Origin of the sequence: Pantoea sp. BJFS-204 (assembly GCF_049310725.1) — a bacterium.
In the GTDB taxonomy this organism is placed as follows: Bacteria; Pseudomonadota; Gammaproteobacteria; order Enterobacterales; family Enterobacteriaceae; genus Pantoea; species Pantoea agglomerans.
The window spans coordinates 261,659-276,020 of the sequence record NZ_JBMOWE010000003.1; the positions used below are offsets into that span (position 1 = coordinate 261,659).

Consider the following 14,362-nt stretch of genomic DNA (forward strand, 5'->3'; position numbering starts at 1 on the left):
GTTCGAGGAGCATAAGTGATTACCCTGGCCCTGATTTGCCTGATTTTATAGGGCTGGAGAGCAGCCATAAAAAAAGGCGACCTGAACAGTCGCCTTTTTCCTGAGCCGGATAACCCGCTATTTCTTCACGGTTTCCATGCCCATCAGACCAATTTTAAGATAGCCCGCCGTGCGCAGCTTATCCATCACGCTCATCAGCGTTTCATAATCGACTGACTTATCCGCCTGGAAGAAAATGGTGGTCTCTTTGTTGCCCTGGGTCTGGTTAGTCAGCACGTTAACCAGCGACTCCGGCGTGACCTGATCGTTACCGACGTAAAGCTGCTTATCCGCTTTAATCGACAGATAAACCGGCTTTTCCGGGCGCGGCTGTGGCGCGCTGGTTGAGGCGGGCAGATTGACGCGTACGTCGACCGTGGCCAGCGGCGCGGCCACCATAAAGATGATCAGCAGAACCAGCATGACGTCGATAAACGGCGTCACGTTGATCTCATGCATTTCACCATCCGTTTCCAGATCGTCGTTTAATCGCATTGCCATAAGAACTTACCCTAAGCGCAGTTTCTGAGCCGTCGCAGGACGCGGAACATCAGTGGCGACGGTGCCCAGATCGATATCACGGCTCTGCAGCAGCATCACCTGAGCGGCGACATCACCCAGCGAGGCTTTGTAGTTGGCGATCATGCGGGCAAAGACGTTGTAGATCACCACCGCCGGAATCGCAGCGATCAGGCCAATCGCGGTTGCCAGCAGCGCTTCGGCGATACCCGGTGCAACAACCGCCAGGTTCGTCGTCTGGGTTTTAGCGATGCCGATAAAGCTGTTCATGATGCCCCATACGGTGCCGAACAGGCCGATAAACGGCGCAACCGAACCGATGGTCGCCAGGAAGCCATTGCCCCGGCCTGCATGGCGGCTGAACGCAGCGACGCGGCGCTCAAGGCGGAAACTGGTGCGATCTTTAATCCCGTTGGTATCTTCCACGCCAGCCGACAGTTCAAGCTCATTCTGCGCATCATTCAGCAGCACCACACTGTGGCTGTGACCGGTAAACGACTGGGCAATGCGGGCGGCGTCATTCAGATTGCGGGCTTCGCCCAGCGCCAGATGCTCGCGCTTCAGGCGGCGCTTAGCGGCGCTGAGTTCGGCATATTTGCCGAAGAAGATCGCCCAGGTCACCACTGAGGCCAATAACAGGCCAATCATGACCACCTTTACCACGATATCGGCATGTTGATACATGCCCCAAACGGAGAGGTCCGTTTGCATCAAATCACTGGCTACCACGCTGCTTCTCCAACTTCTGATTCAGGGATGCGAGACAAGCGCGAATAATAGCAAAACGACGGCGAATTGATAGTAGTTCTCATTAGTATTTACAAAGCTGATCGCCGCCATTTACCCGCAATTGACCAGGTTTAAACACTTTTGACAAGGATGTTTCGAAAATGTGAAGTTGCATGAAAATTTATTAAAACATCGTTTCAAAATGTGATGGCATTCATTCAATCAGCATTGCCGCATTTTACTGGCGCGCGTTTTCACTATGCTGGCTCCACACGGTTCTCTCCGGTTAGCCCCCGACGCCGGACGCCGTCCTACCTCTGCGGGAGACAAAATAATGAGAATGACGAAAACATGCCTGGCCAGTGCCCTGGCGGCGATGATGATGAGCGCCACCGCCACGGCACAGGTGATCAAAGTGGCTGAAGTCCAGCCTGCCGGTTATCCGACCGTGGTCGCCCTGCAGCACATGGGCGACAAACTCAAACAGGCCACCGATGGACGGCTGGAGATGAAGCTCTTCGCCGGTGGCGTGCTGGGGGACGAAGATCAGACGCTGCAACAGGTGCAGCTGGGCGCAATCGACATGATCCGTGTGTCGCTGGCGCCAGTCACCTCGATCGCCCCGGAAACCAGCGTGCTGACCCTGCCCTACATTTTCCGCGACATTGACCACATGCACAAAGTGCTGGATGGCGAGATAGGCCGCGAGATTGCCGACAAATTCGATAAAGATCCCAACGCCCGCATGGTGTTCCTGGGCTGGACCGATGCCGGTGAGCGCAACATGATCACCAAGAAGCCGCTGGCAAAACCGGAAGATCTGAAAGGCATGAAGATCCGGGTGCAGAACAGCGCCATCTCATTGGCGACGCTGAAAGCGATGGGCGCGAATCCGGTGGCGATGGGCGTCAGTGAAGTGTTCAGTGCGATGCAGACCGGCGTGGTCGATGGCACCGAGAACAACCCACCGACCTTTGTCGCCCATAACTATATGCCGGTGGCGAAGTACTACACCCTCAGCGGCCACTTTATCCAGCCAGAGATGATCCTGTTTTCAAAACGCGCCTGGGATCGCCTGAAACCTGAGGATCAGGCGCTGCTGAAGAAGCTCGGCAAAGAGGCGCAGGATGAGGAGCGCCAGCTCTGGGCGACCTATACCGAAGAGTCGATCGCCAAAATGAAGGCGGGTGGCGTCACCTTCCAGCAGACCGACCGTGACTACTTCGTCAAAGCGACCCAGCCGGTGCGCGATCAGTTTGGCGGCAAATATCAGGATCTGATGACCCGGATCGCTGAGGTGAAATAACCCTTCCGCGCCACACTGCCGTGTGGCGTGCTTAATCAGGTATCAATTATGGCTGCTTATACACGTCTGATGGATGGGCTCTATCTGCTCTGCATGCTGGTGGCCGCCGTGGCACTGATGATTATGGTGACGGTGATCCCGATCGGGATCTTCGCCCGCTACGTGATGAACGGCGCGCTCTCCTGGCCGGAACCGGTGGCCATTATCTGCATGATCATTTTTACGTTTATTGGCGCACCGGTCGGACTGCGGGCCGGAACGCATATCTGCGTTTCCATGGTTACCGATCGCCTGTCACCCGCCCGACAGCGCCTGATGCTGCGCGTCAGCGATCTGCTGATGATCATCACCTGTCTGGTGATCTTTCAGGCCAGTTACAGCCTGTGCGAAGCGATGTGGGTGCAGACGCTCGCTTCATTACCGGCAGTGACTTACGGCGAGATGTATCTGCCGATTCCGATTGGCGCGATCTTTACCCTGCTGTTTGTTGTTGAGCGATTGCTGACCGGCGATCAGAGCCAGCGGCCGATTGTCACGCTGGGCGGCACCCACTAACGCGGAGCAGAAAAATGGATGCATTGATCTTGATAGGCAGTTTGCTGGTGTTGCTGATGGTGGGTTTTCCGGTCGCCTTTGCGGTGGGGCTGAGCGCCTTTATTGGCGCCTGGTGGATCGATCTGCCGCTGGAAGCGGTGGTGATTCAGGTGACCAACGGCATTAACAAATTTTCGCTGCTGACTATCCCGTTCTTTATTCTCGCGGGTGCGATTATGGCGGAGGGCGGGATTGCCCGGCGGCTGGTCAACTTCGCCTATATCTTTGTCGGCTTTATCCGCGGTGGCCTGTCGCTGGTGAACATTGTCGCCTCCACCTTCTTTGGCGCGATTTCCGGCTCATCGGTGGCGGATACCGCCTCGATTGGCTCGGTGATGATTCCGCAGATGGAGGAGAAAGGCTATCCGCGTGATTTCGCCGCCGCCGTCACCGCCAGCGGCTCAGTGCAGGCGGTGCTGACGCCACCCAGCCACAACTCGGTGATTTACTCGCTGGCGACCGGCGGCATGGTGACCATCTCCTCGCTGTTTGTTGCCGGTATCTTTCCCGGCCTGCTGCTGGGGGGCTGCCTGATGATAATGTGCCTGGGTTTTGCCCATAAACGCGGCTATCCCAAAGGAGAACGTATTCCGTTTCGTCAGGCGCTGAAAATCTTCTTCGACGCGTTCTGGGGCCTGTTTACCGTGGTGATCATTATGGGTGGCATTCTCTCCGGCATCTTTACCGCCTCGGAGTCCGCCGCGATCGCCTGTATCTGGGCCTTTTTCGTCACCATGTTTATCTACCGCGACTTTAAATGGAACCAGCTGCATATCCTGCTGTTCCGCACCATTAAAACCGTCACCATCGTGATGGTGCTGATCGCCTTTGCCGCTGGATTTGGCGCAGTGATGACCTTCATGCAACTGCCGACGATTATCACCGAGGCGTTCACCAGCCTCTCCGATAACAAATATGTGATCCTGATGTGTATCAACATCCTGCTGCTGGTGGTGGGGACGCTGATGGATATGGCGCCGCTGATCCTGATCCTGACGCCGGTGCTGTTGCCGGTCGCTACCGCGCTTGGCGTCGATCCGGTTCACTTCGGCATGATCATGCTGACCAACCTCGGGATCGGCCTGATCACCCCGCCGGTCGGTACAGTACTGTTTGTCGCCAGTGCGGTCAGTAAGCAGAAAATCGAGCAGGTGGTCAGAGCCATGCTGCCGTTTTACGGCATGCTGTTTATCGTGCTGATGCTGATTACCTATATTCCCGCCATCTCCCTCTGGTTACCGCGCCTGATGGGCGTGATGTAGCGTCGGCAAAATCGGGTCCGGTAGCGGACCCGATTTTCATCCTGCGAAGCACTCTGATAATCACCATTGAGTCTCAACCCTGCTGGTCGTTTCGTGGTAACGTGAGGGCTTAGTCAGAAGCGGCAAAGGCGACTCATGACCACCAGAAAAATTGATACCACGCTCGTCAGTGCAGGACGCAGCAAGCGTTATACCCAGGGCTCGGTGAACAGTGTGATTCAACGGGCCTCCTCGCTGGTTTTTGATACGGTCGCGGAGAAGAAACGCGCCACTGCCGGTCGGGCAAAAGGCGAGCTCTTTTATGGCCGTCGTGGCACCCTGACGCACTTTGCACTGCAGGATGCGATGACGGAGCTGGAAGGCGGCGCAGGCTGTGTGCTCTACCCCTGCGGCGCGGCTGCCGTGGCGAACGCGATTCTGGCGTTTGTCGAGGCGGGCGACCACGTGCTGATGAGTGGCGCAGTCTATGAACCGACCCAGGATTTCTGTACTAAGATCCTGACTAAGCTGCAGGTTTCAACGGGCTGGTTCGATCACTGCATCGGCAGTGAAATCGGTGAGCTGGTGCAGCCCAATACCCGGGTCGTTTTCCTGGAATCGCCTGCCTCTATCACGATGGAAGTTCAGGATATTCCGGCGATTGTGGCGGCGGTTCGCGCCAAAGCGCCCGAGGCGATCATTATGATCGACAACACCTGGGCGGCCGGTATTTTATTTGATGCGCTGGCGCACGGCATCGATATTTCGATTCAGGCGGGCACCAAATATCTGATTGGTCACAGCGATGCGATGATCGGCACGGCGGTCGCCAATGCGCGCTGTATCGATCAGCTGCGCGAGAACTCCTATCTGATGGGTCAGATGGTCGATGCCGATACCGCCTACATGGCGAGTCGGGGTCTGCGCACGCTGGGCACACGTCTGCGTCAGCATGAAGAGAGCGCGATTCAGGTGGCAGAGTGGCTGGCAGCGCGTCCCGAAGTGGCGCGGGTTAATCACCCGGCGCTGGCGCAGAGCAAAGGTCATCAGTTCTGGCAGCGTGATTTTAACGGCAGCAGCGGCCTGTTCTCTTTTATCCTGCAGGAAAGACTCAGCGCGCCCCAGCTGGCGGAATATCTCGATCACTTCCATCATTTCAGCATGGCGTACTCCTGGGGCGGCTATGAATCACTGATCCTGGCGAATCAGCCGGAAGAGCTGGCCGCGATTCGTCCGGCGGGTGGAGTCGATTTCACCGGTACGCTGGTGCGGCTGCATATTGGTCTGGAGCACGTTGACGATCTGCTGGCTGACCTGGACGCCGGTTTTGCGCGCCTGACGCGTTAATAAACTCAGGCAAAAGATAAACAGACGCTAAACAGAAGATGAACCGGGTAGCGGCCACCCGCAGAGTTTGCCGGGCTGCTGCTCATTTATTGTTAAAATTTATCCCAGACCGTTCAGGTCATCAGTGAGGTCGCTGCATTTATTGCGCAGCGCCGCGACCGATTGCCTGAATGCAGACGGATAGTTCCTTGTGACGTGATGGAATAGCAAATGGGTGTTTTACACGAGATTGTCCACGCGCTCTGGCATCAGGATTTTGCCGCGCTGGCAAATCCGGATGTGGTGTGGGTGGTGTACGGCGTGATGTTCCTGACGCTGTTTCTGGAAAATGGGCTGTTACCCGCCTCTTTCCTGCCGGGCGATAGCCTGCTGCTGCTGGCGGGTGCGATGGTGGCAAAAGGGGTGATGGATTTTGTGCCGACGATGGTGATCCTCACCACCGCCGCCAGTCTGGGCTGCTGGCTGAGCTATCTGCAGGGTCGCTGGCTGGGGAATACCCGGCTGGTGAAGAGCTGGCTGATGCATCTGCCAGCGCAGTATCACCAGCGCGCCTGGAATATGTTTAACCGTCATGGCCTGATGGCGCTGCTGGTGGGCCGTTTTCTGGCTTTCATCCGGACGATCCTGCCAACCATGGCGGGCATTGCGGGCTTACAGAATGGTCGCTTTCAACTGTTCAACTGGCTCAGCGGCGTGCTGTGGGTCGGCATCGTCGTGACGTTTGGCTATGGCATCAGCCAGGTGCCGTTCATCAAGCGTCATGAAGATCAGGTGATGGCGATCCTGATGATACTGCCGATGGTGTTGCTGTTTCTCGGGCTGTTCGGCAGCATTCTGGTTATCTGGAAAAAGCGTCGGCAGAAACAGGCCTGACGTCAGCGCGTAGCATCAGGATCCGCCGCCACTCAGGCGGACGGATCCGCTACCGTCTGCCGCACACGATTCACCTCTTCCCCTGGCGTCACGCCAAAATAGCGCTTAAATTCCCGCGAAAACTGTGAGGGACTTTCATAGCCAACCCGCACCGCCGCCGCACTCGCTTTCAGTCCATCGTGCAGCATCAGCAATCGCGCCTGATGCAGGCGATATCGCTTGAGATACTGCAGGGGCGACGTCTGCGTGACCGCTTTAAAGTTATGATGAAAGGCTGAAACGCTCATGTTCACTTCCGCCGCCAGCGCATCGACGCTGAGGTTTTCCGCATAGTGATTCTCAATCCGTCGCAGGGCACGCGCGATCAGGCTGAATTGCGTCTGTCGGCTCACCAGTGAGAGCAGCGCACCACCAATCGGGCCAGTCAGCACGTAGTAGATAATCTCCCGCACGATGTGCGGCCCCAGCACCCGCGCATCGCGCGGCTGGGTCATCACATCAAGCAGCCGCTCAGCGGCACACAGCATCGGTTCCGTCAGCCACGCCGAGTGGATCCCCGAGGTCTGCGGCTGCGGCTGGAACTGATCGTCATCGCCGATTTCAATCAGCAGATCCTGCAGGCTGGCGGTATCGACATTAAGACACAGCCCGGCAATCGGCACCTCTGGCGAGGCCCAGGTTTCGCACTCCACCGGCAGCGGCACGGTGAGCATCAGGTACTTGCTGGCGTCATACTGAAACACCGTGCTGCCGAGATAGCCGGTTTTGCTGCCCTGAAACAGGATCACAATGCCGGGCTGATACATCATCGGCGTACGGGGACGATATTGATTAGCGTAAATCAGCGACACATTTTCGACCGGACAAAGACGGTCGTGACCATGGGTCATTAATGTGACGACCTGCTGCGCCAGCCGGTGACACAGGGCATCGTGCGCCATAGCGACTCCTTTTACGGGCAAAAAGCCAGTGTGCCGTGCGAATGCCTGAATCACCAGCAGCCTGGAGAATCAGGCAAGAAATTTACCGGATCGGGCATGACGGCAGAACCACTGTTGTTGCCTCAGCTAAGCAGGCTGAGAATTGTTGGCTAGACTTAAGCACAGTGAAATCTCACGGATTAACCGCAACGGAAAGGAGCAACTATGGCAGACCAACCCATTATCAAACTGCGCGATGGCAATATGATGCCGCAACTCGGACTCGGTGTGTGGCAGGCCAGCATTGAAGATGCACGTCATGCGGTGCTGAAAGCGCTGGAGGTCGGCTATCGCTCAATCGATACCGCCGCCGCCTATAAGAATGAAGAGGCGATTGGCCAGGCACTGCAGGAAACTGACGTGCCGCGTGAAGAGATTTTCGTGACCACCAAACTCTGGAACGACGATCAGCAGAACGTTCAGCAGGCGATGGAAACCAGCCTGGAGAAACTGAAACTGGAGCAGGTTGATCTCTATCTGATGCACTGGCCGTGCCCGGAAAAAGACAATTATGTCGATGCCTGGAAGAAGATGATTGAATTGCAGCAGCAGGGGCTGACTAAAAGTATCGGCGTCTGTAACTTCCATGAGGCGCATCTGAAGCGACTGCTGGATGAAACCGGTGTCACGCCGGTGGTGAACCAGATTGAGCTGCACCCGATGCTACAGCAACGTACGCTGCATGCGTGGAACGCACTGCATCAGATCCAGACAGAATCCTGGAGTCCGCTGGCGCAGGGCGGCAAAGGGGTCTTCGATCAGGAGATCATCAAGTCGCTGGCGAAGAAATATGGCAAGACGCCGGCACAGATCGTGATCCGCTGGCATCTGGATAGCGGCCTGGTGGTGATTCCGAAGTCGGTCACACCAGCCCGCATTGAAGAGAACTTTAAGGTGTTCGACTTCCGTCTGGACAAGCATGAAGTGAGCGATATTGCGAAGCTGGACAGCGGCAATCGTCTGGGGCCGGATCCGGAAACCTTTAACTAAGGCTGGGCGTCACCAGGTGACCTCACCTTATCTGCCCTGCGGCTGGGGCAGCTAACGATTAACGCGGTCAGACGGGCTCTCCCTGCCTGACCGCGCTGTTATGCGCTGGGCTGCACCACCAGCTGACCGGCAGTGCCGCGGTCGGCCAGTTCCAGCGTCTGACTGTAGTAGACGAACGGGAAGTGATCTGACGAACTTTGCGGGAAAGTGACCATCAGTTCCACGCTGCCATCGACCCACACCGTATCTTTCCAGCCGCGATCTTCGCCCATCGGCTGCGCACCATTCACACTTTTAATCAGGAACATCACGCCCTGGATATGCAGCGACTGTGGCCGGTCAGCATGCAGGATCCAGCGCTCAAAGGTGCCCTGCTGTGCCGTGGTGTCAATGCGGCTCATATCCCAGATCGCGCCGTTAATGCCCGGCATGCTGTCACCGATGCGGAATTCACGGGTGCGAACCGCCACGCCATCCAGAATCTGATCGGCCAGCAGCCGCATCGGCAGATTATCCGTCACCAGCGGCAGCAAGCCGGTTGGCCGCAGCGTCAGGATCAGGGTTGACGTCAGAATGGAGGATGGCTCAAAGAAGCCGCGCAGCCGATCCATAATGCCCGCCGCCGTACCTGCGGTAATCGACACTTCATCGCCCTGCGACATATCCACCAGCACTTCGCGGCGTTCGCCCGGCGCCAGTGACAGGCGCTGCACCGCCACCGGCGCAGGCAGATAGCCCTGATCGCTGGCGATGACCATAAACGGGCGATTGTCGCTGAGCACCATCTCATAGCGGCGCGCATTCGAGGCGTTCAGCAGACGCAGACGCACCCAGCCGCGTGATACTTCCACAAACGGATTGCGTACGCCATTCACCAGCAGCGTGTCGCCCAGGAAACCACCATCCTGCGGCGGGTCATAGACCGGCGTGGCAAAGTTATCGAGCCGCTTGTCCTGAATGATAATCGGGAAGTCATCGACGCCGTAATGCTTCGGCAACGGCAGCTGCCTGCCAATATCATCTTCCACCAGCCACATCCCCGCCAGTCCGTTATAGATGTGCGGAGCCATGCGGTTCGGTGTATTGGCGTGATACCAGCAGGTTGAGGCCGCCTGACGAATCGGCAGCACCGGCGACCAGTCGACACCGGCTGACATCATACGCGGCGCGCCCCCCATCAGCGCACCCGGCAACTGCAGGCCGCTGATAGTCATGGAGACCGGCTCGTTCAGACGATTGCTGTAGATCAGCTTAACGTCATCGCCGCTGTAAACCCGGACGGTCGGGCCAAGATAGAGGCCATTAATGCCCCACACCGGCACTTTGTTGTTGTCGCCATTAAAAGACCAGTGGCTGCGCTGCATTGTCAGGAACAGCGGCTGGCCGCGACGGGATTCCAGCAACGGCGGAACCGGAAGTGGCGTATCGCCATTAGCTGAAGAAGCGGCACGCGCCGCATGAGGTAGTACACTGGCGCTAAGCGCCGCTCCGGCAGAAAGCTGGATGAACTGACGTCTGCTGAAAGACATAAAACTTCTGACCCTTTACGCGTGGCGCTAGGCGCCGACCCTGTTTTTATTGATCTGTTTTTGCTGTGCTGCGTTCACGGCGGGCGGACGTGCCCCGCCGTGCGGCATCCCTGCAGGATAGTTCGGCGAATGGTTCGCCGGTCAGATATTTCCGTTTTTTTCGCGTTCTGCGACTTCGGCGTTCAGCTCTTCCAGCTTTGCCGCCATCAGTTCGCGACAGTGGGTCGCCAGCTTACGCACCGACGACGACTCGAAAGCCTTTACATCAATCGGTGGCAGCATCTCAACGATTACCAGCCCGTTTTTCCAGCGATTGAGGTTGATCTTGCCATGCGTGTTAGAGACCACAATCGGAATGATCGGCACACCCGCCGCCACAGCGGCGTGAAAGGCACCGGTTTTAAACGGCAGCAGGCCACGACCACGGCTGCGCGTTCCTTCCGGGAACATCCAGATGGAGATGCGCTTACTGTTAAACTCATCTACCAGCTGACCGATCGTGCCGCGTGCTTTTGCACGGTCATCGCGATCGATCAACAGGTTACCGGTCAGCCAGTAGAGCAGGCCAAAAAATGGCACCCACAACAGGCTCTTCTTGCCCACCGTCACCGTACAGGGCTGCACCATTTTAGCCGCGGTGACCATGTCGTAGTTGTTCTGATGGTTCGCGATGTAGATCGCATTACCATAATTCTCAGCACCTTCCGGTCTGCGCAGTTCTACTTTAAGGCCAAACACCGTCGACAGTTTGCCGAACAGATGGCCAAATGTGGCGACATGACGCGGATTGCGCGGTGAAAACAGACACCAGATACAGCCAGATATACAGACTAAGATCGAATAGATGACGACAATAATGGCACGCAGAATCAGTAACATAGTTCCCTCATTGAGCCACGGCTGACGCGGTGTCAGCCGGGTAGTTTACGCTTCGCTATCCGGGCTCGCCGGACGCGCAGGCGCATCCAGTTCAACACGATCAATTTTTTGCAGGCCGCGCGGTAACAGCGTGCCGCGACGTCCGCGATCGGCGCGGAATTTTTGTAGCTCTTCACTGCGCAGCAGCATTTTACGCTTGCCCACGTGCAGCGTGATAGCGCTGCCCGGCGGCAAAATCATCAGCCAGGCCAGTTTGTCCTGACCGGCGGCCGCTTCCGCGGATGGAATCGAGATGATTTTGTTGCCCTTGCCTTTCGACATCTGCGGCAGCTCCCCGACCGGGAACATCAGCATCCGTCCCGCCTGGGTGATCGCCAGCAGCATGTCATCTTCATGATGGACGGCCATCGGCGTCATCACACGGGCGTTTTCCGGCAGCGTCAGCAGCGCTTTACCGGCGCGGTTGCGCGACACCAGATCGCTGAAGGTACAGATAAAGCCATAACCCGCATCAGAGGCCATCAGCAGGCGCTGGTCATCCGGCTCCATCAGCACCTGTTCAACTACCGCACCCGGCGGTGGCGTCAGCTTGCCGGTCAACGGCTCGCCCTGCCCGCGCGCTGAAGGCAGCGACGTTGGATCCAGGGTGTAGCTGCGGCCGGTGGAGTCGATAAAGGCCACCGGCTGATTGCTCTTGCCGCGTGCCGCAGCCAGATAGCTGTCGCCGGCTTTGTAGCTGAGTCCGGCTGGATCGATATCGTGGCCTTTGGCGCTACGCACCCAGCCCATCTGCGACAGCACAATGGTCACCGGTTCAGACGGCACCAGCTCGGTTTCGCTCAGGGCTTTGGCTTCTTCACGCTCACGCAGCGGCGAGCGACGATCGTCGCCGTAGCTGGCGCTGTCAGCCTGTAACTCTTTTTTCAGCAGGGTATTCATCTTGCGTTCAGAGGCCAGCGTGGCCTGCAGCTGATCGCGCTCTTTTTCCAGCTCCGCCTGCTCGCCACGGATCTTCATCTCTTCCAGTTTTGCCAGGTGGCGCAACTTCAGTTCGAGGATCGACTCGGCCTGGGTTTCGCTGATGCCAAAGCGTGACATCAGGACCGGCTTAGGCTCATCCTCAGTACGGATGATCTCGATCACTTCATCGATGTTCAGGAACGCAACCAGCAAACCTTCCAGGATATGCAGGCGGCGCAGCACGCGATCCAGGCGGTGATTCAGACGACGTTTGACCGTATCTCGGCGGAACACCAGCCATTCGGTCAGGATCTCATGCAGGTTTTTAACCGCCGGGCGGTTATCCAGCCCGATCATGTTGAGGTTAACGCGGTAGCTCTTTTCCAGATCGGTGGTGGCGAACAGATGGTTCATCACCTGATCGAGATCGACGCGGTTGGAGCGCGGAACGATCACCAGGCGGGTCGGGTTCTCGTGATCCGATTCATCACGCAGATCCTCCACCATCGGCAGCTTTTTATTGCGCATCTGGTTCGCAATCTGCTCCAGCACGCGCGCGCCCGACACCTGATGCGGCAGCGCGGTAATCACCGCCTCGCCCTCTTCCTTCTTCCAGACTGCACGCTGGCGAATCGAGCCGCGACCGGTCTGATAGATTTTGCGGATCTCGTCACGCGGCGTGATGATCTCCGCCTCTGTAGGATAATCAGGCCCCTGGACAATATCCAGCAGCTGTTCCAGCGTGGTTTTCGGCGAGTCGATCAGTGCGATGGCGGCCTGAGCTACTTCGCGCAGGTTGTGCGGCGGAATATCGGTCGCCATACCCACGGCAATCCCGGTGGTGCCGTTCAGCAGAATATTGGGCAGGCGCGCCGGTAACATCTTCGGCTCCTGCAGCGTGCCATCAAAGTTCGGCTGATAATCGACCGTCCCCTGACCCAGCTCACCCAGCAGCAGCTCGGCATATTTTGACAGGCGGGATTCGGTGTAACGCATCGCCGCGAACGACTTGGGATCATCCGGTGCACCCCAGTTACCCTGGCCATCGACCAGCGGATAACGGTAGGAGAACGGCTGCGCCATCAGCACCATCGCTTCATAGCAGGCGCTGTCGCCGTGCGGATGGTATTTACCCAGCACGTCACCTACGGTACGCGCCGATTTTTTGAATTTTGCGCTGGCGCTCAGTCCCAGTTCGGACATGGCGTAGACGATACGTCGCTGAACCGGCTTTAATCCGTCGCCAATGTAAGGCAGGGCGCGGTCCATGATGACGTACATCGAATAGTTTAAGTACGCATTCTCGGTGAATGTGTGCAGGGCAAGACGCTCTGCACCATCCTGAGTCAGTTCACTCATTAATTTCTCATCCTCACATCGTGGCCCACAACGGCGGGACACCCGGCGGTGGTTTGGCGAGGATAGTACCTTATTCGCTGGTGTTAGTCACAGGGGAAGCGCGGGAGAGCAGGCGTCCCGCCGCGCGATTTCATGTGCCGGAGGCACGCCGGATTCAGACCGGCAAGTGTCTGACCTGTCTGTGGAAGTGGCTCAGGGCTTTGCACCCATCCACTGGCGGGCAATGTCACGATATTCGCCGGTGGCGGTGCTGAGATGCAGCCACTGATCGACATAGAGCTTCCAGCTGATATCGTCACGCGGAATCATGTAAGCCTTCTCGCCATACTGCAGCGGTTTGTCGGGATTGATCGCGCAGAGCGTCGGGTAATGTTGCTGCTGAAAACGCGCTTCAGAGGCATCGGTGATCATCACATCCGCCTTGTTGTCCACCAGTTGCCGGAAGATGGTGACGTTATCGTGGAACAGCGTCAGTGAGGCCTTTGGCAGGTGGCTGTGCACAAAGGCTTCGTTGGTGCCGCCTGCCGGTTCAATCAGCCGCACGTCAGGCCGGTTGAGCTGTTCGATGGTCTGGAAGCGATCTTTATCGCTGCAGCGCACCAGCGGGATTTTGCCATCCACATCCAGCGGCCGGGCGAACCAGGCGGTCTGCTGGCGTTTCAGCGTGACGGAGACGCCGCCGACGGCGATATCACACTGCTTTGCCAGAAAATCGGGCATCAGGTTTTTCCAGCTGGTTGGCACCCACTCCACTTTCGCGCCGAGCGAGGTAGCCAGCGCGTTCGCCATGCTGATATCCAGCCCTTCATACTGACCATCGGGTCGCAGGTAGCTGTAAGGCTTGTAATCACCGGTGGTGCAGACCTTAAGCGTTTTAGAACTGAGGATGGTGTCGAGATGAGATTGTGCCTGGACAGCACCGGTGGCCAGCAGCAAAGAAAGGACAATTTTTTTCATTTTGCGTTTTTCTTTAATTGTTTTCATGGTGAGTTTGCCTGCCGATGGTGCCATAAACCG

Annotated in this window: 13 protein-coding genes; 6 read left to right on the top strand and 7 right to left on the bottom strand. The window is 57.4% G+C overall.

Going from position 1 to position 14,362, the window contains the following annotated elements; genetic code table 11:
- Positions 1 to 117: 117 nt before the first annotated feature.
- Entirely contained in the window at positions 118 to 540 is a 423-nt protein-coding gene (gene exbD / locus ACO6VX_RS12325) for a TonB system transport protein ExbD (protein WP_010249013.1), read from the bottom strand.
- Positions 541 to 546: 6 nt separating this feature from the next.
- Complete coding sequence (exbB, locus tag ACO6VX_RS12330) at positions 547 to 1,269, bottom strand: tol-pal system-associated acyl-CoA thioesterase (RefSeq protein ID WP_022623877.1); 723 nt, start codon at positions 1,267 to 1,269, stop codon at positions 547 to 549.
- Positions 1,270 to 1,621: 352 nt separating this feature from the next.
- Here exbB and ACO6VX_RS12335 point away from each other — a divergent pair, with 352 nt between their 5' ends.
- The 5 genes from ACO6VX_RS12335 (at position 1,622) to ACO6VX_RS12355 (ending at position 6,648) form a co-directional block, all read left to right on the top strand.
- Positions 1,622 to 2,593 carry a TRAP transporter substrate-binding protein gene (locus ACO6VX_RS12335; protein WP_010249015.1) on the top strand — a complete coding sequence of 324 codons (972 nt, stop codon included), beginning with the start codon at positions 1,622 to 1,624 and terminating at the stop codon, positions 2,591 to 2,593.
- 48 nt (positions 2,594 to 2,641) lie between these two features.
- The gene (locus ACO6VX_RS12340; protein WP_010249016.1) at positions 2,642 to 3,148 is read left to right on the top strand and encodes a TRAP transporter small permease; all 507 of its coding nucleotides are present in this window, start codon (positions 2,642 to 2,644) and stop codon (positions 3,146 to 3,148) included.
- Positions 3,149 to 3,162: 14 nt separating this feature from the next.
- Positions 3,163 to 4,449 (top strand): TRAP transporter large permease, encoded by a 1,287-nt coding sequence (locus ACO6VX_RS12345; protein WP_010671118.1) that lies wholly within the window; start codon positions 3,163 to 3,165, stop codon positions 4,447 to 4,449.
- A 135-nt stretch (positions 4,450 to 4,584) separates the two neighbouring features.
- Positions 4,585 to 5,775 (top strand): cystathionine beta-lyase, encoded by a 1,191-nt coding sequence (metC, locus tag ACO6VX_RS12350; RefSeq protein ID WP_069025384.1) that lies wholly within the window; start codon positions 4,585 to 4,587, stop codon positions 5,773 to 5,775.
- Positions 5,776 to 5,985: 210 nt separating this feature from the next.
- Positions 5,986 to 6,648, top strand: a complete 663-nt coding sequence (locus tag ACO6VX_RS12355; RefSeq protein ID WP_010249020.1) for a DedA family protein — start codon at positions 5,986 to 5,988, stop codon at positions 6,646 to 6,648.
- Between the two features lie 32 nt (positions 6,649 to 6,680).
- Here the strand turns inward: ACO6VX_RS12355 and ACO6VX_RS12360 are convergent, their stop codons facing one another.
- Positions 6,681 to 7,589 (bottom strand): AraC family transcriptional regulator, encoded by a 909-nt coding sequence (locus ACO6VX_RS12360; RefSeq protein ID WP_010249021.1) that lies wholly within the window; start codon positions 7,587 to 7,589, stop codon positions 6,681 to 6,683.
- A gap of 204 nt (positions 7,590 to 7,793) precedes the next feature.
- Between ACO6VX_RS12360 and dkgA the strand changes: the two genes are divergently transcribed.
- Positions 7,794 to 8,618 carry a 2,5-didehydrogluconate reductase DkgA gene (gene dkgA / locus ACO6VX_RS12365; RefSeq protein ID WP_010249022.1) on the top strand — a complete coding sequence of 275 codons (825 nt, stop codon included), beginning with the start codon at positions 7,794 to 7,796 and terminating at the stop codon, positions 8,616 to 8,618.
- A gap of 98 nt (positions 8,619 to 8,716) precedes the next feature.
- Here the strand turns inward: dkgA and ftsP are convergent, their stop codons facing one another.
- From ftsP to ACO6VX_RS12385, 4 genes are all read right to left on the bottom strand, one after another.
- On the bottom strand, positions 8,717 to 10,147 hold the full coding sequence (gene ftsP / locus ACO6VX_RS12370; protein WP_010249023.1) for a cell division protein FtsP: 1,431 nt from the start codon (positions 10,145 to 10,147) through the stop codon (positions 8,717 to 8,719).
- Between the two features lie 141 nt (positions 10,148 to 10,288).
- On the bottom strand, positions 10,289 to 11,026 hold the full coding sequence (locus ACO6VX_RS12375) for a 1-acylglycerol-3-phosphate O-acyltransferase (RefSeq protein WP_010671121.1): 738 nt from the start codon (positions 11,024 to 11,026) through the stop codon (positions 10,289 to 10,291).
- 45 nt (positions 11,027 to 11,071) lie between these two features.
- A complete protein-coding gene (gene parC, locus ACO6VX_RS12380; RefSeq protein WP_010671122.1) occupies positions 11,072 to 13,345 on the bottom strand; it encodes a DNA topoisomerase IV subunit A in 2,274 nt (757 codons plus the stop codon).
- Positions 13,346 to 13,537: 192 nt separating this feature from the next.
- Entirely contained in the window at positions 13,538 to 14,356 is an 819-nt protein-coding gene (locus ACO6VX_RS12385) for a transporter substrate-binding domain-containing protein (protein WP_187500572.1), read from the bottom strand.
- Positions 14,357 to 14,362 lie beyond the last annotated feature (6 nt).